This window comes from Crossiella sp. S99.2 (assembly GCF_023094165.1).
Taxonomy (GTDB): Bacteria; Actinomycetota; Actinomycetes; order Mycobacteriales; family Pseudonocardiaceae; genus Crossiella.
The window spans coordinates 202577-221736 of record NZ_JALMDK010000008.1; the positions used below are offsets into that span (position 1 = coordinate 202577).

Sequence of the window (19160 nt, forward strand, 5' to 3'; positions counted from 1 at the left end):
GTTAGCGGCGGATGGGGAGGCCGAGGGCGGTGGCGGCGATGATGTCGCGTTGCACCTCGTTGGTGCCGCCGCCGAAGGTCAGGATCAGGCAGGACCGGTGCAGCCGTTCGATCTTGCCGTGCAGCGCGGCCCCTGGCGCGCCCGCGCGCAGGGTGGCGGCGGGGCCGAGCACCTCCATCAGCAGCCGGTATGCCTCGGTGGCCAGTTCGGTGCCGTAGACCTTGGTGGCGGAGGCGTCCGCCGGGGTCGGGGTGTGCGCCGCGCCCCAGGCGATCCGCCAGTTCAGCAGCTTCAGGTACTCCACCTTCGCGTGCACCCTGGCCAGGTGGATCTGCACCCACTCCTGGTCGGCCACGCGCGTGCCGTCGGGCAGTTTGGTCGCCTTCGCCCAGTCCAGGACCTCCTGCAGGGCGTTGCGGATCGGCGCGGCCGAGGTGAGCGCGACGCGTTCGTGGTTGAGCTGGTTGGTGATCAGCGGCCAGCCCTTGTTCACCTCACCCACCAACGCCCCCGCGGGCACCCGGATGTCGCTGTAGTAGGTGGCGCTGGTGCCCGGTCCGGCCATGGTGCGCACCGGCGTCCAGGAGAACCCGGGCGCGTCGGTGGGCACGATCAGCACGCTGAGACCCTTGTGCTTGGGCGCCTCCGGATCCGTGCGGCAGGCCAGCCACACGTAGTCGGCGTACTGGATCAGGCTGGTCCACATCTTCTGCCCGTTGATCACCCACTCGTCCCCCTCGCGCACCGCCCTGGTGCGCAGCGAGGCCAGGTCGGTGCCCGCCTCCGGCTCGGAGTAGCCGATGGCGAAGTGCAGCTCACCGGCGGCGATCCGGGGCAGGAAGAAGGACTTCTGCTCGTCCGTGCCGAAGCGCATGATCGTCGGGGCCACGCTGTTGAGGGTCAGGAACGGCACCGGCGCGCCCGCGGTGGCCGCCTCGTCGGTGAAGATCAGTTGATCCAGCAGCGGGCGTTCCTGACCGCCGTACTCGCGCGGCCAGCCCAGCGCGAGCCAGCCGTCCCGGCCCATCTGCCGCACCACCTCCAGATAGGTGGCGCGGTCGCCGTAGTCCCCGCCGCCGCCGGAGTACAGCGCCGCGCGCCGCTCCGGGGTCATCAGCTCGGCGAAGTACGCCCGCAAGTCCGCGCGCAACTGCTGCTGTTCCCGCGTGAAGGCGATCCGCATGGGTCAATACTAGAACACGTTCTTTCGAATCCGGAACGTGTACTTGAGTCTTCCACCCCGGTACACCTGTGCCACTCAGTTGGCCCTTGCTCAGATCGAGAACACATTCTAGTGTCGGTCCCCATCCGAGGGCACACTACTCATCGAGGAGTGGATTCGGTGAAGGCTGCCGTGCTGAACCAGGTTGGCGACGACCGGCTGGAGCTGCGGACCGATGTGGCCACGGTCCCGCCCGGTCCCTTCGACGTGCGGGTGGCGGTGCGCGCCTCCGGCATCTGCCACAGCGATCTGCACGCCATGGACGGCACCCTGCCCGCGCTGGCGCCGGGTGTGCTCGGCCACGAGGGCGCGGGCGAGGTGGTGGAGATCGGCTCGGCGGTCACCGATCTGGCGGTGGGTGACCACGTGCTGATCACCTTCGTGCCACCCTGCCTGCGCTGCAAGTCCTGTCTGCGTGGCCAGCCGCACCTGTGCGCGGTGTACGCGATCGAGTCCTTCATGAAACCCCGCTTCACCAAGGGCGAGCAGCCGCTGTTCGGGTTCGCCGGCTGCGGCACCTTCGCCGAGGAGCTGGTGGTGCCGCAGCCCGCGGCGATCAAGGTGCCCGCGGACGTGCCGTTCGAGATCGCCGCGCTGATCGGCTGCGGCGTGCTCACCGGCGCGGGCGCGGTGCTCAACACGGCCGCGGTGCAACCCGGTTCGACCGTGGTGGTGATCGGCTGCGGCGGGGTCGGCGTGTCCACGTTGCAGGGCGCGCGGATCGCCGGGGCGAGCACGATCATCGCGGTGGACCCGGTGCGGGACAAGCACGAGGCCGCGCTCAAGTTCGGCGCCACGCACACCGCCACCCCCGAAGAACTCCCCGCGCTGCTGCCCGAGCTGACCGGTGGCGAGGGCGCGGACTACGCGTTCGAGGTGGTCGGCCTGCCCGCCACCATCCGCTCCGCCTGGGACTCCGCCCGCCGCGGCGGCACCGTGGTGGTGGTCGGCGCCGGGCGGGCCGAGGCCCAGGTCAGCTTCTCCGCCCAGGAACTCTTCCTGCACGAGAAACGGTTGCTGGGCTCCTTCTACGGCTCGGCCGACGTCCGCCGCGACTCGGCCAAGATGATCGACTTCTGGCGGGCCGGGCAGCTCGACCTGGACGGCATGATCAGCCGCAGGCTGCCCCTGGCCGAGATCAACGACGGCCTGGACACCCTGCGCGGCGGCAAGGTGATCCGGCAGATCGTGACCTTCGACTAGGCGGGTGTCGCTTGTGGACGATGGGCTGAGCCTGTCCGGCAAGGTCGCCGTGGTGACCGGCGCCGGCGCCGGACTCGGGCGCGCGGAAGCGCTGGCACTGGCTACGGCCGGGGCCAGTGTGGTGCTCAACGACCTGCCCGGCGCGGCCGAGGAGACCGCCGAGCTGATCAAGGCTGCTGGTGGCGCGGTCACCGTGGTGGCCGGGGACATCGCCGAGCGGGCCACCGCGGACGCGTTGCTGGCCGCCGCGCTGGCCGAGTTCGGCGGCCTGCACGTGGTGGTCAACAACGCCGGCGTGCTGCGCGACCGGATGCTGTTCAACCTCTCCGACGAGGACTGGGACCTGGTGATCCGGGTGCACCTGCGCGGGCATTTCCTGGTGTCCCGCAACGCCAGCGCGTACTGGCGGCAGCAGGCCAAGTACACCGACGGCCCGGTGTACGGCCGGATCGTGAACACCGCCTCGGAATCCTTCCTGCTCGGCTCGCCCGGCCAGGCCAACTACGCCGCGGCCAAGGCGGGCATCGCCGCGCTGACCGTGTCCACCGCCAGGGCCCTGGCGCACTACGGGGTGCGCGCCAACGCGATCTGCCCGCGGGCCCGCACCGGCATGACCCGGCACGTCTTCGGCGAGGCCCCCGCCGAAGGCCTGGATCCCCTTGACCCACAACACGTCGCGCCCTTTGTCGCCTACCTCGCCGCGCCCGCCGCCGAGTCCATCAACGGCCAGGTGTTCGTGGTGCACGGCGGCATGGTCGCCCTGCTCGCCCCGCCCACGGTGGAACAACGGTTCGTCAGCACCGGGGACACCTGGACCCTGGCCGAGCTGGACGCCACCGTCGGCGACTACTTCACCGGCCGCCCGGCCGAGCGCACCTTCGCCTGCACCGAGCTGAACGCGTTGCAGGCCCGCCCCTGATCCGCCAGCGAAGGAGTAGCCATGCCGCTCACCGTGTTGCCGCACCGGGACACCGCGGGCCTGTCCGAGGGTCTGCTGCTGGTCGACGGGAAGTGGCGGGCGGCGGCCGACGGCGAACTCTGGCGGCACCGGCATCCGGCCACCGGCGAGGAGATCGGCGGCTTCGCGGTGGCCACCGTGTCCGATGTGGACGAAGCCGTGCGCGCCGCCCGCCGCGCCTTCGACGAGGGTCCGTGGCCCAGAGCCCGTGCCGGGGAACGCATCCGTACCTTGCACCGCTACAGCAACCTGCTGCGTGAGCACACCGCCGAGCTGCAAGCGTTGCAGGCACTGGACAACAGCGTGCCGCTGTCCTTCGGCGGGGTCTACACCACCTCGGTGGGCGCGGCCGCGGACGTCTTCGACCACCACGCCGGCTGGATCGACAAGCTCGGCGGGGACACCCTGCCGCCGTACCAGGGCGGTGATCACCTGGCCATGACCTTCCGCGAACCGGTGGGCGTGGTCGCCGCGATCCTGCCCTGGAACGCGCCGTTCCTGCTGTTCGCGCAGAAACTCGCGCCCGCGCTGGCCGCCGGATGCACGGTGGTGGTCAAACCGTCGGAGTACGCCACGTTCTCGGTGCTGCGCATGGTGGAACTGCTGGCCGAGGCCGGGTTGCCCGACGGCGTGGTCAGTGTGGTCACCGGCCCCGGCGCCACGGTGGGCGAGGCACTGATCACCCACCCCGCGGTGGACAAGATCAGCTTCACCGGCAGCCGCGCGGTCGGCAGACGGATCGTGGAGGCATCGGCTAGCACCTTCACACGGGTTTCCCTGGAACTCGGCGGCAAGAGCCCCAGCCTGGTGTTCCCGGACGCGCCGAACATCGGCCTGGCCGGGATGACCTCGATGGGCACCGTCACCATGGGCCTGTCCGGCCAGGCCTGCGTGGCGCACAGCCGGGCCCTGGTGCACCGCGACGTCTACGACGAGTTCCTGGCCGCCGCGCAGCTGATGGCCGGCGTGATCACCTACGGCGACCCGTTCGACGCGGGCACCCTGGCCAGCCCGCTGATCAACGAACGCCAGCTGGAGCGGGTGCTCGGCTACATCAACCGGGGTCAGGAGGAAGGCGCCCGGCTGGTCACCGGCGGGTCCAAAGTGGAGGGTGACCTCAGCACCGGCCACTTCGTGCAGCCCACCATCTTCGCCGACGTGGACAACAACATGGCCATCGCGCAAGAAGAGATCTTCGGCCCGGTGCTCGTGGTGGTGCCGTTCACCGATGAGGACGAGGCGATCCGGCTGGCCAACGACACCGAGTACGGCCTGGGCGCCGGGATCTACACCGCGGACAGCCAGCGCGCCTTCCGCGTCGCCCGCAAACTCCGCGCCGGAACCATTGGCATCAACGGATTCACCGTCGAACCGCACCTGCCCTTCGGCGGGTTCAAGCAGTCCGGGCTGGGCCGCGAGGGCGGGCGCAGCGCGTATGAGGCATACACCGAACTGAAAACCGTGCTGCTACCGCTGACCGAGGAGCTGATGTGAGACTGGACGGCAAGGTCGCCCTGGTCACCGGTGCGGCCCGCGGACTCGGCGAAGCGGTGGCCCGCCGGTTCGTGCGCGAGGGAGCCACGGTGGTGCTGGCCGATATCGCCGACGACACCGGCCACCGGCTCGCCGAGGAATTCGGACCCCAGGCCCGTTACCGGCACCTGGACGTCGGTTCGGAGGACGACTGGGCCGGGGTGGTCGCCGAGACCGTCAGCGATCTGGGCCGCCTAGATGTGCTGGTCAACAACGCCGCGGTGCTGCACTTCGCGCCGCTGGCGCAGACCACCCTGGCCGACTACGAGCGGGTGATCCGGGTCAACCAGATCGGCTGCTTCCTCGGCATGCGCGCGGTGATCCCGGTGATGACCGAGGCCCGCGCCGGCTCCATCGTCAACGTGTCCTCTGTGGAGGGTCTGGCCGGGATGCCGACCCTGTCCGCCTACACCGCCAGCAAATTCGCCATCCGCGGCATGACCAAGGTGGCCGCGCTGGAACTGGCCGCGCAGGGCGTGCGGGTGAACTCGGTGCACCCCGGCGCGATGGACACCCAGATGGCCGGCGAGGCACTGGGCGGCATCGAACTGGACCGCACCGCCATGGGCAAATTGGTGCCGATGAAGCGGATCGGCCAGCCCGAGGAGGTGGCCAACGTGGTGCTGTTCCTGGCCAGCGACGAAAGCTCCTACTGCTCCGGCGGCGAGTTCGCCGCGGACGGCGGCGCCACCGCGACGCACGCGTTCGGGTCGGTCGGATGACCGCTCCTCCCGCACGGCAAGGCCGGCCCGGCCTGGCTGCACTGCGCCAGGTCGGGCGGATGAGCCTGCTGTCCTGGGAAGTGCTGGCCAGCCTGCCCCGCAGGCCGTTCCCACTCGCCGAGTCGATCCGGCAAGCCTGGTTCTTCGCCAGCGTCACGATCCTGCCCACCGCGCTGGTCGCGATCCCCTTCGGCGCGGTTATCTCCCTGCAACTCGGCTCGCTCACCCAGCAGATCGGCGCCCAGTCCTTCACCGGCGCCGCGGGCGCCCTCGCCATCATCCAGCAGGCCAGCCCACTGATCACCGCGCTTCTCGTTGCGGGAGCGGGAGGTTCGGCGATGTGCGCGGACATCGGGGCCCGCACCATCCGCGAGGAGATCGACGCCCTGGAGGTGCTCGGGGTGTCTCCGGTGCACCGGCTGATCCTGCCCAGGGTGCTCGGCGCGATGCTGATCGCGGTGCTGCTCAACGGAGTCGTCAGCGTGGTCGGCGTGCTCGGCGGGTTCTTCTTCAACGTGGTGCTGCAGGGCGGCACCCCCGGCGCCTACCTGTCCAGCTTCTCCGCACTGGCCCAGCTCTCCGACCTGTGGATCAGCGAGTTCAAGGCGTTCCTCTACGGCTTCGTCGCGGGCATCGTGGCCGCCTACCGCGGGCTGAATCCCTCGGCTGGTCCGAAAGGTGTTGGGGACGCGGTGAACCAGGCCGTGGTGATCACCTTCCTGCTGCTGTTCCTGATCAACATGGTGATCACCGGCGTCTACCTCCAGCTCGTCCCGGCGAAGGGCGGGTGAGCCCGTGGTCGTGGTGGCGCGCAAGGTCCGATTACCCGTGCCGGGACTGGAGGCACTGGGCCGCCAGCTCTGGTTCTGCCTGCGCGCCCTCGCCCTGATCCCGCTGACCATTCGCCGCTACACCAGGGAAATCCTGCGGCTGCTCACCGAGGTCAGCTTCGGCAGCGGCGCCCTGGCCCTGATCGGCGGCACCCTCGGCGTGATGATCGGCATGACCGTGTTCACCGGCGCGGTCGTTGGCCTGCAAGGCTATTCCGCGCTCAACCAGCTCGGCACCTCCACCCTCACCGGGTTCATCTCCGCCTACTTCAACACCCGCGAGGTCGCCCCGCTCTCCGCCGGACTCGCGCTCTCGGCCACGGTCGGCTGCGGCTTCACCGCCCAGCTCGGCGCGATGCGCATCTCCGAGGAGATCGACGCCCTGGAGGTCATGGGCGTGCGCAGCCTGCCCTACCTGGTGACCACCCGCATCCTGGCCGGACTCGGCGCGGTGATCCCGCTCTACGTGGTCGGCCTGCTCTGCTCCTACCTGGCCTCCCGGGTGGTCACCGTGCTCTTCTACGGCCAGTCCGCCGGCACCTACGACCACTACTTCGGCCTGTTCCTGCCGCCCGCCGACGTGCTGTGGTCCTTCCTCAAGGTCGTCGTGTTCGCCGTCGTGATCATCTTGGTGCACTGCTACTACGGCTACACCGCCAGCGGCGGCCCGGCCGGGGTCGGGGTGGCGGTGGGCCGGGCGGTGCGCGCGGCGATCGTGGCGCAGATGTTCCTGGATCTCTTCCTCAGCCTGGCCATCTGGGGTTCCACCACCACCGTGCGGATCGCCGGATGAACGACCGCACCGCGCCATTGCGCTTCCAGTTGCTGGGACTGGTGTTCCTGCTGGTGGTAGCGCTGTTCGTGGCGGGCTCGATCGCGGTGTACCGCAAGGCTTTCACGCCGGTGGCCACCGTGCTGCTGGAGGTGGATCGGGCCGGTACCCAGTTGCGGGCGGGCGCGGATGTCAAGGTGCGCGGACTGATCGTCGGCGAGGTCCGGGCCATCCGGGCCGGCCAGGACCGGGCGGTGCTGGAACTGGCTCTGCAACCCGACCGGATCCCGCTGATTCCGGCCGAGGTCACCGCCCGCCTGCTGCCCAAAACCCTCTTCGGCGAACGCTATGTTGCCCTGCAACCGCCGGAGCGGCGCAGCGGGAAGTCCCTTGTGGACGGTCAGACCATCGGCCTGGACCGTAGCCAGGCCGGGGTGGAGATCGAAGCGGTGCTCAACGATCTGCTGCCGGTGCTCACCGCGGTCCGCCCCGATCAGCTCTCCGCCACCCTCACCGCGATGGCCAACGCCTTGCGCGGCAGGGGAAAGCAACTCGGCAACACCCTGATCCGGCTCGGCGACTACCTGGACGGCCTCGCCCCGTCCCTGCCGGATCTGCGCGCCGACCTCAAGGCACTGGCCAAGGTCGCCGACACCTACACCACCGCCGCCCCCGACCTGATCCAGGCTCTCTCCGACGCCACCACCACAACCCGGACCGTGGTCGACCAGCAGCACAACCTGCGCGCCCTGTTCGGTAACGTGACCCTGGCCGCCATCGACATCGAAGCGTTCCTGAAAGTCAACCGGGACAACCTGATCGCACTCGTCGCCGAAGGCAAACCGACCCTGGAGGTGCTGGCCAAGTACGCGCCCGAGTACCCCTGTCTGCTGGAACAACTCGTCGCGATGATCCCCAACACGGACAAGACCTTCGGCAAGGGCAGCAAGGAACCGCACATCGCCAAGTTCACCCTGGAGATCACCGCCAGCCGCGGCAAGTACCGGCCGGGCGTGGACGTGCCCAAGTACCTCGACCAACGCGGCCCCCGCTGTTACCCACCCGCCAAACCACCCGGCCGATTCCCGCAATACCCGCCCGGTGGCCCGGTCCTGGACGGTTCCACCCACCCGGCATCAGTGCCCTCGGTCGCCAACTCCCGGCCGGAACGCGAACTGATCAACGCGCTGGCCGCGCCGATCCTGGCGAAGCCGGTGGCCGAGGTGCCGGAGTGGGCCGGACTGATGCTGGGACCGATGTTCCGGGGCACGGAGGTGACCCTGCGATGAACGTGCTCTCCCCACTGGCCAAACTCACCGTGTTCACCGCGGTGACCGTGACGCTGACCGCGTTGCTGGCACTCACCATCGCCAACTCCACCGGCGGCCCCAAATCCGGGTACGCGGCCAGATTCACCGATGTCACCGGCCTCAACGTCGGCGACGAGGTCCGCATGTCCGGCGTCCGGCTCGGCAGCGTCACCTCGATCACCGTGGCAGATCAGAAACAGGCCAGGGTCGAGTTCGAAGTGGACAGTGCCACCCCGCTGCCCGCCGCGGTCACCCTGACCGTCAAGTACCGCAACCTGGTCGGCCAGCGCTACCTCGCCCTCGCCCTGGACAACGGCGACATCCGGCAGAAACTCCCCTGGGGAACGGAAATCCCACTCAGCCGCACCCGGCCCGCACTCAATCTCACCGTGCTGTTCAACGGTTTCCGCCCGCTGTTCCAGGCCCTCAACCCGGACCAGGTCAACAAACTCGCCGGCGAGATCATCCAGGTGTTCCAGGGCGAGGGCGGCACCATCGAGAGCATCCTCGGCCACACCGCCTCACTCACCTCGGCCATCGCGGCCAAGGACAAGGTGATCGGCGAGGTCGTGGCCAACCTCAACACCGTCCTCGACACTGTCAACGGCCGCACCGGCGAACTCACCGGCCTGCTCGACCAGCTGCAACGACTGGCCAGCGGCCTGGCCGCGCAACGCCAGCCCATCGGCCAGGCCATCGCCGCCCTCGGCGAACTGACCCAGGTCACCGCCGGACTCCTGGACGCCGCCCGCCCCGCGCTCAAGGCCGATATCGGCGCCCTGGGCCAGATCGCCGGGCAACTCGGCAACCGCAGCGACCTCCTGGAGAACTTCCTGGACCGCTTCCCGGCCAAGGTCCGCTCCATCGCCAGAGTCGCCAGCTACGGCGGCTGGTTCAACTTCTTCGCCTGCCGCATCTCCGGCAAGGTCGGCGTCGGCGCCCTCGGCCTCACCGTGGACCTGCCGTTGCTGCCCCTGGTGGGCACCCCGATGCCGGAACGGTGCAGCCAATGAGGCGGGTGAGCGCGAGCGCGCAGACCAGGATCGGCGCGATCACCGTGGCCGGCCTGCTGCTGGGCACCCTGGCCGCCTTCAACGCCGAGGACCTGCCGATCATCGGCGGCGGCACCACCTACACCGCCGAATTCGCCGAGGCCGGTGGCCTGCGCACCGGCAACGAGGTGCGGGTGGCCGGGGTCAAGGTGGGCCGGGTGACCACGATCAGCCTGGCAGGCAACAAGGTCCTGGTCGGCTTCCGGCTCAGCGAGACCCGGCTCGGCGACCGCACCACCGCCGCCATCGAGATCAAGACCCTGCTCGGCGACAAGTACCTGTCCCTCATCCCCGACGGCGCCCAGCCGCAACGCCCGGCCGAACCCATCCCACTGGCCCGCACCACCACCCCCTTCGACGTCACCGACGCGGTCAACCAGCTCGGCGAAACAGTGTCCAAAGTAGACACCCGTCAGCTCGCGGACAGCTTCCAGGTGCTCACCGACACCTTCCGCAACACCCCCGACAAGACCAAGTCGGCCCTGGACGGCCTGTCCGCGTTGTCCCGCACCATCGCCAGCCGGGACGACCAGCTCGCGGCGTTGCTGGCCAACACCTCCCAGCTCAGCGGCACCCTGGCCGGACGCGACGAGCAGGTCAAGCGACTGATCGCCGACGCCAGCCAGCTACTCGGTGAGCTGGACCGGCGCAAGGCCGCGATCAGCGCGTTGCTGCGCGGCACCAAGGATCTCGCGGCGCAACTCAAGGGCCTGGTCGCGGACAACCGGGCCCAGCTCGGCCCGGCGCTCAAGGAACTGGACAAGGTCACCGGAATCCTGCAACACAACCAGGACCAGCTCAGCGCCGGACTACGCGACCTGGCCCCGTACGTGCGGCTGTTCAACAACACCATCGGCAACGGGCGCTGGTTCGACGGCTACTTCTGCGGCCTGGTCCCGCCCTACGCCAAGGTCGGCGTGTTCGAGATCAACGAGAACATCTGCACCCCGCCGCTCACCGGAGGTGGCCGATGACCCACCGCAACACCACCGGCCGCAGCCTCACCAACGTCCTCGCCCTGGCCTGCGTGACCGCGTTACTGCTGAGCGCCTCGCTGGTCTGGCTGCAGGGCGGCTCCGGCGGCTCGTCGATCACCGCGTTCTTCGCCCGCACCGTCGGACTGTACCCGGGCTCGGAAGTGCGGGTGCTCGGCGTGCCGGTCGGGCGGGTGCGCGAGGTGACCCCCGAGGGCGAGCGGGTCCGGGTGCGATTCGAGGTCGACCGCGGCATCCGGATTCCCGCCGAGGCCAAGGCCGTGGTGATCGCGCCCAGCCTGGTCAGCGACCGCTACCTCCAGCTCACCCCCGCCTACGAGACCGGCCCCGAACTGGCCGGTGGCGCCGAAATCCCGTTGACCCGCACCATGATCCCGGTCGAACTGGACGAACTGCTCGGCGACGTCGGCGAACTGAGCCGGGCACTGGGACCGGACGGGGCGAACAAGAACGGCGCGCTGTCCGGCCTGCTGGACACCGCCGCGGCCAACCTCAAAGGCAACGGCGCCGCACTCAACGCCACCGTCAAAGACCTGGCCGCCGCCGCGGAAACCCTCAACCGCTCCCGCAAGGACCTCTTCGCCACCGTCGACGGCCTGCGCCAGTTCACCGCGGCCCTGGTCGCCTCGGACGGCCAGCTCCGCGCCTTCAACAACCGCCTTGCCTCGGTCAGCGGCCACCTCGCCGCCGAACGTGAACAACTCGGCGCGGCCCTGCAAGGGCTGGCCGGGGCGATGATCGACGTCAAGGAGTTCATCACCGCCAACCAGGACCGGCTGAAGTCCACAGTGGACAAACTCGCCAGCGTCACCAAGGTCCTGGTCGACCAGCGCGCCGCACTCGCGGAGGTCCTGGACGTGGCGCCGCTGGCCGCCACCAACTACCTCAACAGCTACGACGCCGCCTCCGGCACCTTCGCCGTCCGCGGCGCGATCAACGAACTCACCTACCCACCGGTCCTGCTGCTCTGCCGGGTCATCCAGGCCGGAACCCCCAAACAGCTCCCCAAACTGATCGGCGACGCCTGCGCCCAACTCGCCCCCCTCCTGGACGGCGTCCTCAAACTCCCCAGCCCCGCCGAAATCCTCGCCAGCCTGCAACAAGGCCGCCTCCCCAAACTCCCCCTCCTAGGCGGCCGCTAATGCCCCCCACCCGAGTTCTCGCACGCCGACTTGGCCAAAGTCGTACGGCCCGTTGGCCCAACTGGGCGTACGACTTGGCCCAACTCGTACGCAGGTGCTGGGTGCTGGCGCTGGTGGTGGTGTTGACGGGGTGCACCGGGATGTACGGGCTGCCGCTGCCAGGCGGCGCGGACCTCGGTGACGCGCCGTACCGGGTCACCGTGCGGTTCGCGGATGTGTTGGATCTGGTGCCGCAGGCCGGGGTGAAGGTGAACGACGTCGCGGTGGGGCGGGTGGAAGAGATCAAGCTCGGCGCGGACTACGCGACCGCGGAGGTGCGACTCGCGGTCAACGGGGCGGTGCGATTGCCCGGCAACGCGCTGGCGCGGTTACGCCAGTCGAGTCTGCTGGGGGAGAAGTTCGTCGAACTGGCCGCGCCCAAGGAACCCGAGGGGCAGTTGGCCGAGGGTGCGGTGATCCCCCTGGACCGCACCAACCGCAGCACCGAGATCGAGGAGGTGCTGGGCGCGCTGTCGTTGCTGCTCAACGGCGGCGGGGTCGGGCAGTTGCGGACGATCACCACCGAACTGGACGCGGCACTGGCCGGGAACGAGGCCCGGTTGCGCGCACTTCTGTCCACTGTGGACAAGGTGGTGGCGGATCTGGACGGGCAGCGGGTGGGGATCACCAGGGCCATCGACTCGATCAGCCGGTTGTCCAGCACGCTGGTCGCGCAGCGACACAACCTGACCACCGCACTGGACCACCTGGCGCCCGGCCTCGCGGTGCTCAACACCCAGCGGGACCAGCTGGTGGAGATGTTGCGGGCACTGGACAAACTCGCGGTCACCGCCACCGACACCGTGCGCCGCAGCTCGACCAACCTGGTCGCCGACCTGAAGCTTCTCGAACCGGTGCTGCGCAAGATCGCCGAGGCCGGCGAGAACCTGCCCAAGTCCCTGGAGATCCTGGTGAGCTTCCCGTTCACCGACCAAACTTTGCACACCCTGCGCGGCGACTACGTCAACGCGGATGTGAAGCTGGACCTGGACCTGAGTTCGATCCTGGACAACCTCACCCGCTCCAACCAGCCGATCATCCAGCCACCGGATCCACGCAAGCCCCCGGCTGAGCCGCTGCTGCCGGGTGGGACTCCAGGGACTCCCAAACTGCCCGAGCAACCGGGTTTGCTGGGCGGGCTCGGCGGGTTGTTGCACACGATTCTGGGTGGTCGGCGATGAGCCGGGGCGTGATCATCCGAATTGGACTGTTCCTGGCCATCGCGGCGCTCGGACTCAGCTACGTGGGCGCCCGGTACGCGGGACTGGACCGGCTGTTCGGCACCCGCGGGTTCCTGGTCACCTTGCAGCTGGCCGACTCCGGGGGGATCTTCACCAATGCCGAGGTCACCTATCGCGGTGTCGCGGTGGGGCGGGTCGGGCAGCTGCACCTGACCGAGCGCGGGCTTGAGGTCGAGCTGGACATCGAACACTCCGCGCCGCGGATCCCGGCGGACACCGAGGCAGTGGTGGCGACCCGGTCCGCGGTGGGGGAACAGTACGTGGACCTGCGGCCCAAGCACACCAGCGGGCCGTACCTGGCCGAGGGGTCGGTGATCGAGCAGCAGCGCACGACCATTCCGGCTGAGGTGTCCTCGGTGCTGGCCGATGCGCACCGCCTGGTCAAGAGCGTGCCGGTGGACTCGCTGCGGACGGTGGTCGGCGAGTTGAACACGGCCTTCGCCGATGCCGGGCCGGACCTGCAGCGGTTGCTGGACAGTGCGGACAGCCTGACCCGGACCGCGATCCAGCACCTGCCGCAGACCAAGGAGTTGCTGGCCAACGCCAAGACGGTGCTGGGCACGCAGGAGGAGCAGAGTCGGCAGATCGTGGACTACAGCCGGAGTCTGCGCGAGCTGGCCGATCAGCTGCGGCGGTCGGACCCGGATCTGCGGGTGCTGGCCAAGGAGGTGCCGGAGGTCGCGGCGCGAACCGATGACCTGCTGCGGCGATCCGGGACGGGGTTGTCGGTGCTGCTGGCGAATCTGTTGACCACCAGCCGGATCACCAGTGCGCGGACCGCTGGGTTGGAGCAGTTGCTGGTGGCGTTTCCGGTGATCACCGCGACCTCGCCGACCGCGTCCGGGGATGGGACCGGGCATTTGGGGCTGGTGCTGAACTTCTTCGACCCGTTCAGCTGCACCAAAGGCTATGAGGGCACCAAACAGCGGCCGGGCAAGGAGACGACGGACGCGCCGTTGAACAACAAGGCGTACTGCGCGGAGCCGCCGAACAGCCCGACCGGGGTGCGCGGGTCGCAGAACGCGCCATTCGGCGGGCGGCCCGTGGTGTCGCCACCGGCCAGGCAACAGCAGGCGGACCCGGGGTTGCCCGGCCCACTGGGACTACTCGGGCAGCAACGCGGGCCGCGGACTTTGGGGCAATTGCTGGGGTTGGAGGGACGATGAGGACCGTCCTTTGTGGATTGGTCGCGGTCGCGCTGGTCGCGGCCGGATGGTGTGGCTGGGGCTGGTGGGCGGCGAGCGGGGATCCGGATCTGCGGCAAGCCGTGGAACGGGACGCCGCCCTGGCCGCCGGGCAGCGGGCGGTGGTGGAGCTGAACACCCTGGATCACCGGGAGGTGGAGGCGGGACTGGCGCGCTGGCGGGAGGTGGCCACCGGGACGTTGCTGGAGGAACTGGCGCAGAACCGGGAACAGCACGCCAGGGACATCAAGACAGCGCGGACCGCGACCACGGCGAAGCTGCTGTCGGCGGCACTGACCACTGTGGACGGTCACGCCGGGGCGGCGCGGCTGATCGCGGCGGTGGAGGTGACGGTGGCCAGGGACGGGGCGCAGCCGAGCACCCAGCGCAGCCGGTTGTCGGCGGAGCTGACCCGGACCGCGGCGGGGTGGCGGGTGGGGCGGTTGCAGACGATGGGGGTGGGTGGGCCGTGACGCGCGGGCGTGGGGTGAAGAAGCCGGTGCGGCGGGTGCGGGTGGTGGCCGGGCGGCATCCGAAGCCAGTGGCGGCCGCCGAACCGGTGGTCACTCGACCTGCCGCGAGCCCGCCCGAGAACGCGGTGGCTGTGGAGATCGCCCCGGCAGAGGTTGAGCCGCCGTTGCCCGCCCCAACGGAGACCGTGCCAGAACCCGGCGAACCGACCTCGGAAGCTCCAGTGCAGCGGCGGTTTCCGCTGGTCCCGGTGCTGAGTGTGGTGTTGGTGGTCGCCATCGGGTTCGTGATCTGGGCCGCGGTTGCCACGCAGTCGCTGCGGCCGGGCGGGAATGTCGCGCTGGTCGACAACGCCACGACGGATGTGGTGCTGCGACAGGTCACCGACGCGGTCCGGGACACCTTCAGCTACGACCACGCCGACACCGGCCGCACCGAACAGGCCGCCGCCCGGGTGCTCGACGGCCGGGCCATCGAGCAGTACCGCGAGCTGTTCGCCGAGGTCCGCAAGGTCGCGCCGGCACAGAAACTGGTGCTCACCACCACCATCCGGGCGGCAGGCGTGCGGGAGATCCAGGGCGACACCGCCACCCTGCTGATCTTCGTCGACCAGCAGATGCTGCGGACCGGGGACAACGTGCAGAACTCCGGCGCGGCGCAGCTGGAGATCACCGCGCGGCGGGACGGCCCGAACTGGCGGATCGTCGAGCTGAAGGTGCTCTGACTGGCCAACGCGTAACCGATGGGTTACGCTTCCGGTCGTGGATGAGGTGGCGGGCGCGATCGCCGATCCGGTGCGCCGGGAGATCCTGGTGCTGCTCCGGGACGGCCGGCTGTCCGCAGGCGAGATCGCCGGGCGGTTCGAGATCAGCCGGCCCGCGGTGAGCAGGCACCTGCGGGTGCTGCGGGAGAGCGGGCTGGTTCAGGACGAGCTGGTCGGCAGGCAGCGGCTGTACACCCTTGATCCGCAACGCTTCCGGGAACTGGCCGCCTGGCTGGTCCAATTCGAGCGGCCGACCGGGTGGGAACACCGGCTCGACGCACTGGAAACCGAGGTCTACCGCACCCGCCGGGAACACCGTGCGCGGCCCCCGGCGGTGGAGGACAAGGAGAACACGGCATGAATCCGTTGCCCACCGGCCGGTTGTTCGGCACCGAGGCCGGAGTTGATCTGGTGCTCACGCGCACTTTTCGTGCCCCGGCCGAGGATGTCTGGGCCAGCCTGACCGAATCCGAGCGCACCGCGCGCTGGTTTGGGCCGTGGACCGGGGAATCCGGTCCGGGTCGCACGATCAAGGTGCAGATGGTCTTCGAGGAGGGGCAGGGGTGGATGGACATTCGCATCGACGACTGCGTGCCGCCCCGGCTGCTGAAGCTGAGCACCGTGGACGAGGTCGGCGTCTGGCTGCTCACCGTCGAAGTGTCCGAAGTGGACGGTGTGAGCGAGCTGAAGCTGGTGCACCACCGGGAGAACCGGGAGGGCGCCGGGGACATCGGGCCTGGGTGGGAGTACTACCTGGACATGCTGGTCGCGTCCAGGGAAGGCAACGCGCTGCCCAGTTTTGACGACTACTACCCGGCGCAGAAGGAGTACTACGAGACGCTGGCCATCTCGGAGTGATGGAGACCGGGGTGGTCCCAGTGGTGGGACCACCCCGGTTGCCTTGGTGCGGCAAGGGATTAGCTGATGCCGCCCTTGACCGCGGTGATCAGTTCGCCGTTGCTGGTGTCACCGGAGAGTTCCCAGAAGAACGCGCCGCCCAGGTTCTGGGTCTTGGCGTAGGAACCCTTGCTGCGGATGGTGCTCGGCGTGTCGTAGCTCCACCACTGGTTGCCGCAGTAGGCGTACGCGGTGCCGGCGACCGTGCCGTTGCTGGGGCACTTGGTCTTGAGCACCTTGTAGTCCTCGATACCGGCCTCATAGGTGCCCGGCGCGGCGCCGGTCGCGGTGCCGCCCGGCTCCTTCTTGGTCACGCCGGTCCAGCCGCGACCGTAGAAACCGATGCCCAGCAACAGTTTGCTGGCCGGGATGCCCTTGCTCTTGAGCTTCTGGATCGCCGCGTCGGAGTTGAAGCCCTGCTGCGGGATACCGGTGTAGGAGGTCAGCGGAGAGTGCGGGGCGGTCGGGCCCTGGGCGTTGAACGCGCCGAAGTAGTCATAGGTCATCGGCAGGTACCAGTCCAGGTACTGCGCGGCGCCCGCGTAGTCCGCGGCGTCGATCTTGCCGCCGTTGGAGCCGTCCGCGGTGATCGCGGCGGTGACCAGGTTGTTGCCGCCGAACCGCTTGCGCAGCGCCTCGATCAGCGTCTTGAACGAGCCGAAACCGCTGGTGTCACAGGAAAGCCCGCAGGCGTTCGGGTACTCCCAGTCGATGTCGATCCCGTCGAAGACATCCGCCCAGCGCGGGTCCTCGACCAGCTTGTAGCAGGACTCGGCGAAGGCCGCGGCGTTCTTGGACGCCTGGCCGAAGCCGCCGGACCAGGTCCAGCCACCGAAGGACCACAGCACCTTGATGTGCGGGAACTGCTTCTTCAGCTTGCGCAGCTGACCGAAACTGCCGCGCAGCACACCCGGATCCCAGGTGTCGGCCTTGCCGTCGACACTGAGGTCGGCGGTGTAGGCGCGATCGTAGTCGGCGTAGGCGTCACCGATGGCGCACTGGCCGTTGGTGACATTGCCGAAGGCATAGTTGATGTGGGTCAGCTTCGACGCGGAACCACTCGTGACGATGTTCTTCACGTGGTAGTTCCGGGCGTAGGTGCCCCACTGGGCGAAGTAGCCGATCACCTTGTTGGGCGCGGCCGCGGCCACTGGCTCCGCTGCCTGTTCGGCCGCGGTGACTGGCGCCGCGATCGAGGCTGGGGCCAGGGAAGCGATGAGGGCGGCCGCGGTCGCGAATGCGGCCACGAGGGTTCCGGCCATGGTGCGCCGACGTGTACTGGTCATCTGTAACTCCGCAGGGGACGAGGTACAGGGGGCACGCTGGCGGCGTGCGTCACACGCTAGGTGGTTTAGACCACTAGGTCAACGGTTTCCTGCGCGACCCGGCCCGGCTCGTCGTGCGGCCTCCCCGTTTGCGAGTCCCGCGGAGTGCCCATCCGCCGCCGAGTTGGGCCAACTCGTACGCCCGGTTGGCCCAAGTGGGCGTACGAGTTGGCCCAACTGGTTCGGCAGGGGTGGGTTGCGGTGCCGAGGTGCGGGTGCGTACAGTGTGCGCAAGACGTGAACGATGTGCGCGACTGGGGAGTGACGATGAACAAGGCGGGGCTGCGGCTGGTTCGGGAGCAGTTGGCGAAGCGGGTGGATTCCGGGGAGGTGCCGGGGCTGGTCGCGTTGCTCGGGACCGCGGATGAGACGCACGTCGAGGTGCTGGGGAACATGCATGTGGGGGGTGGGGCGGCGATGGCGGAGGACTCGATTTTCCGGCTCGCCTCCGCCACCAAACCGATCATCGCGGCCGGGGTGATGGCGCTGGTGGAGGAGTGCCGGTTGCGGCTGGATGACTCGGTGGAGGAGTGGTTGCCGGAGCTGGCGAATCGGCGGGTGCTGGTGCGGCCGGATGCCGAGGTGACGGACACGGTGCCGGCCCGGCGGGCCATCACCGTGCGGGATCTGCTGACGTTCACCTGGGGGTTCGGGGTTGATCTGACCGGCGCCGACACGCCTATCCGGCGGGCGATGGGGGAGTTGGGGTTGCTGGTGCCGCCGTCCGGGTTTGAGCCGGACGTGTGGATTCAGCGGCTGGGGTCGTTGCCGTTGATGGCTCAGCCGGGGGAGAAGTGGCTCTATCACGTGGGTTCGGATGTGTTGGGGTTGCTGGTCGCGCGGGTGACCGGGGGGTTGCTCGGAGACTTCTTGCGGGAGCGGATTTTCGCGCCGCTGGGGATGGTGGACACCGGGTTTTTCGTTCCTGAGGACAAGATTGATCGGTTGCCCACCAGCTACGCGCACGATCCGGCCACGGGGGAGCTGGTGGTGTGGGATCCGGCCGTGGGGGGCAAGTACAGCAAGCCGCCCAAGTTCGAGACGGGTGGGGACGGGCTGGTCTCGACCACTGCGGACTACCACGCGTTCCAGCGGATGTTGTTGCAGGGTGGGAAGTATCGGGGTGAGCGGGTGTTGTCCCGGGCCTCGGTGGCGTTGCTGACCTCGGATCAGCTCACGCCCGCGCAGAAGGTGGAGAAGGACGAGCTGAACGAGTTCTTCGGCGACCACGGCGGGTTTGGGTTCGGCATGGGGGTGCGGATCGTGCGGCGGGGATTCGCGCAGGTGGGGCAGTTCGGGTGGGATGGCGGGCTGGGGACCTCGGCGCAGGCTGATCCGGCGGCCGGGTTCAGTGGGGTGTTGCTGACCCAGGTGGCGCAGGATTCGCCGGTGTCCCGGTTGCTGATCAAGGACTTCTGGACCGCGGCCTACCAGGCGATGGAGGACTGAGGCCGGGTACGACGATGGGCCCTCCCGTTGCGGGGAGGGCCCATCGGTCGTT

At 69.2% G+C, this 19160-nt stretch carries 19 protein-coding genes; 17 read left to right on the plus strand and 2 right to left on the minus strand.

Annotated elements, in window-relative coordinates; translation table 11 throughout:
- Position 1: 1 nt before the first annotated feature.
- Positions 2–1183 (minus strand): acyl-CoA dehydrogenase family protein, encoded by a 1182-nt coding sequence (locus MZC64_RS29435; protein WP_247762444.1) that lies wholly within the window; start codon positions 1181–1183, stop codon positions 2–4.
- Positions 1184–1342: 159 nt separating this feature from the next.
- Between MZC64_RS29435 and MZC64_RS29440 the strand changes: the two genes are divergently transcribed.
- The 16 genes from MZC64_RS29440 to MZC64_RS29515 all read left to right on the plus strand — a co-directional run bounded on the left by MZC64_RS29440 (position 1343) and on the right by MZC64_RS29515 (position 16295).
- Positions 1343–2425 (plus strand): Zn-dependent alcohol dehydrogenase, encoded by a 1083-nt coding sequence (locus MZC64_RS29440; RefSeq protein ID WP_247762446.1) that lies wholly within the window; start codon positions 1343–1345, stop codon positions 2423–2425.
- Between the two features lie 25 nt (positions 2426–2450).
- On the plus strand, positions 2451–3344 hold the full coding sequence (locus tag MZC64_RS29445) for a 3-oxoacyl-ACP reductase (protein ID WP_247762829.1): 894 nt from the start codon (positions 2451–2453) through the stop codon (positions 3342–3344).
- Between the two features lie 21 nt (positions 3345–3365).
- Positions 3366–4877 carry an aldehyde dehydrogenase gene (locus tag MZC64_RS29450; protein ID WP_247762447.1) on the plus strand — a complete coding sequence of 504 codons (1512 nt, stop codon included), beginning with the start codon at positions 3366–3368 and terminating at the stop codon, positions 4875–4877.
- Positions 4874–5638, plus strand: a complete 765-nt coding sequence (locus MZC64_RS29455; protein ID WP_247762448.1) for a glucose 1-dehydrogenase — start codon at positions 4874–4876, stop codon at positions 5636–5638. Before MZC64_RS29450 ends, MZC64_RS29455 begins: the two co-directional genes overlap by 4 nt.
- Positions 5635–6429 carry an ABC transporter permease gene (locus tag MZC64_RS29460; RefSeq protein ID WP_247762449.1) on the plus strand — a complete coding sequence of 265 codons (795 nt, stop codon included), beginning with the start codon at positions 5635–5637 and terminating at the stop codon, positions 6427–6429. The genes MZC64_RS29455 and MZC64_RS29460 overlap by 4 nt, the downstream gene beginning before the upstream one ends.
- A 13-nt stretch (positions 6430–6442) precedes the next feature.
- Positions 6443–7261 carry an MlaE family ABC transporter permease gene (locus MZC64_RS29465; protein WP_374205804.1) on the plus strand — a complete coding sequence of 273 codons (819 nt, stop codon included), beginning with the start codon at positions 6443–6445 and terminating at the stop codon, positions 7259–7261.
- Positions 7258–8529 carry an MCE family protein gene (locus MZC64_RS29470; protein ID WP_247762451.1) on the plus strand — a complete coding sequence of 424 codons (1272 nt, stop codon included), beginning with the start codon at positions 7258–7260 and terminating at the stop codon, positions 8527–8529. Before MZC64_RS29465 ends, MZC64_RS29470 begins: the two co-directional genes overlap by 4 nt.
- Positions 8526–9563: an MCE family protein gene (locus tag MZC64_RS29475; RefSeq protein WP_247762452.1), complete on the plus strand. Its 1038-nt coding sequence runs from the start codon at positions 8526–8528 to the stop codon at positions 9561–9563. Before MZC64_RS29470 ends, MZC64_RS29475 begins: the two co-directional genes overlap by 4 nt.
- Positions 9560–10576 carry an MCE family protein gene (locus tag MZC64_RS29480; RefSeq protein WP_247762453.1) on the plus strand — a complete coding sequence of 339 codons (1017 nt, stop codon included), beginning with the start codon at positions 9560–9562 and terminating at the stop codon, positions 10574–10576. The genes MZC64_RS29475 and MZC64_RS29480 overlap by 4 nt, the downstream gene beginning before the upstream one ends.
- A complete protein-coding gene (locus tag MZC64_RS29485; RefSeq protein WP_247762454.1) occupies positions 10573–11739 on the plus strand; it encodes an MCE family protein in 1167 nt (388 codons plus the stop codon). The genes MZC64_RS29480 and MZC64_RS29485 overlap by 4 nt, the downstream gene beginning before the upstream one ends.
- Before the next feature lie 101 nt (positions 11740–11840).
- Complete coding sequence (locus tag MZC64_RS29490; RefSeq protein ID WP_247762455.1) at positions 11841–12959, plus strand: MCE family protein; 1119 nt, start codon at positions 11841–11843, stop codon at positions 12957–12959.
- Positions 12956–14185, plus strand: coding sequence for an MCE family protein (locus MZC64_RS29495; RefSeq protein WP_247762456.1), 1230 nt, complete (start codon positions 12956–12958; stop codon positions 14183–14185). The genes MZC64_RS29490 and MZC64_RS29495 overlap by 4 nt, the downstream gene beginning before the upstream one ends.
- The gene (locus MZC64_RS29500) at positions 14182–14676 is read left to right on the plus strand and encodes a hypothetical protein (RefSeq protein WP_247762458.1); all 495 of its coding nucleotides are present in this window, start codon (positions 14182–14184) and stop codon (positions 14674–14676) included. The genes MZC64_RS29495 and MZC64_RS29500 overlap by 4 nt, the downstream gene beginning before the upstream one ends.
- Positions 14673–15398, plus strand: coding sequence for a hypothetical protein (locus tag MZC64_RS29505; RefSeq protein WP_247762459.1), 726 nt, complete (start codon positions 14673–14675; stop codon positions 15396–15398). Before MZC64_RS29500 ends, MZC64_RS29505 begins: the two co-directional genes overlap by 4 nt.
- Before the next feature lie 37 nt (positions 15399–15435).
- On the plus strand, positions 15436–15798 hold the full coding sequence (locus tag MZC64_RS29510) for a metalloregulator ArsR/SmtB family transcription factor (RefSeq protein WP_247762461.1): 363 nt from the start codon (positions 15436–15438) through the stop codon (positions 15796–15798).
- A complete protein-coding gene (locus MZC64_RS29515; RefSeq protein WP_247762463.1) occupies positions 15795–16295 on the plus strand; it encodes an SRPBCC family protein in 501 nt (166 codons plus the stop codon). Before MZC64_RS29510 ends, MZC64_RS29515 begins: the two co-directional genes overlap by 4 nt.
- A 59-nt stretch (positions 16296–16354) precedes the next feature.
- Here the strand turns inward: MZC64_RS29515 and MZC64_RS29520 are convergent, their stop codons facing one another.
- Positions 16355–17596 (minus strand): glycoside hydrolase family 18 protein, encoded by a 1242-nt coding sequence (locus MZC64_RS29520; protein ID WP_374205805.1) that lies wholly within the window; start codon positions 17594–17596, stop codon positions 16355–16357.
- A gap of 330 nt (positions 17597–17926) precedes the next feature.
- Between MZC64_RS29520 and MZC64_RS29525 the strand changes: the two genes are divergently transcribed.
- A complete protein-coding gene (locus MZC64_RS29525) occupies positions 17927–19108 on the plus strand; it encodes a serine hydrolase (RefSeq protein ID WP_247762466.1) in 1182 nt (393 codons plus the stop codon).
- Positions 19109–19160 lie beyond the last annotated feature (52 nt).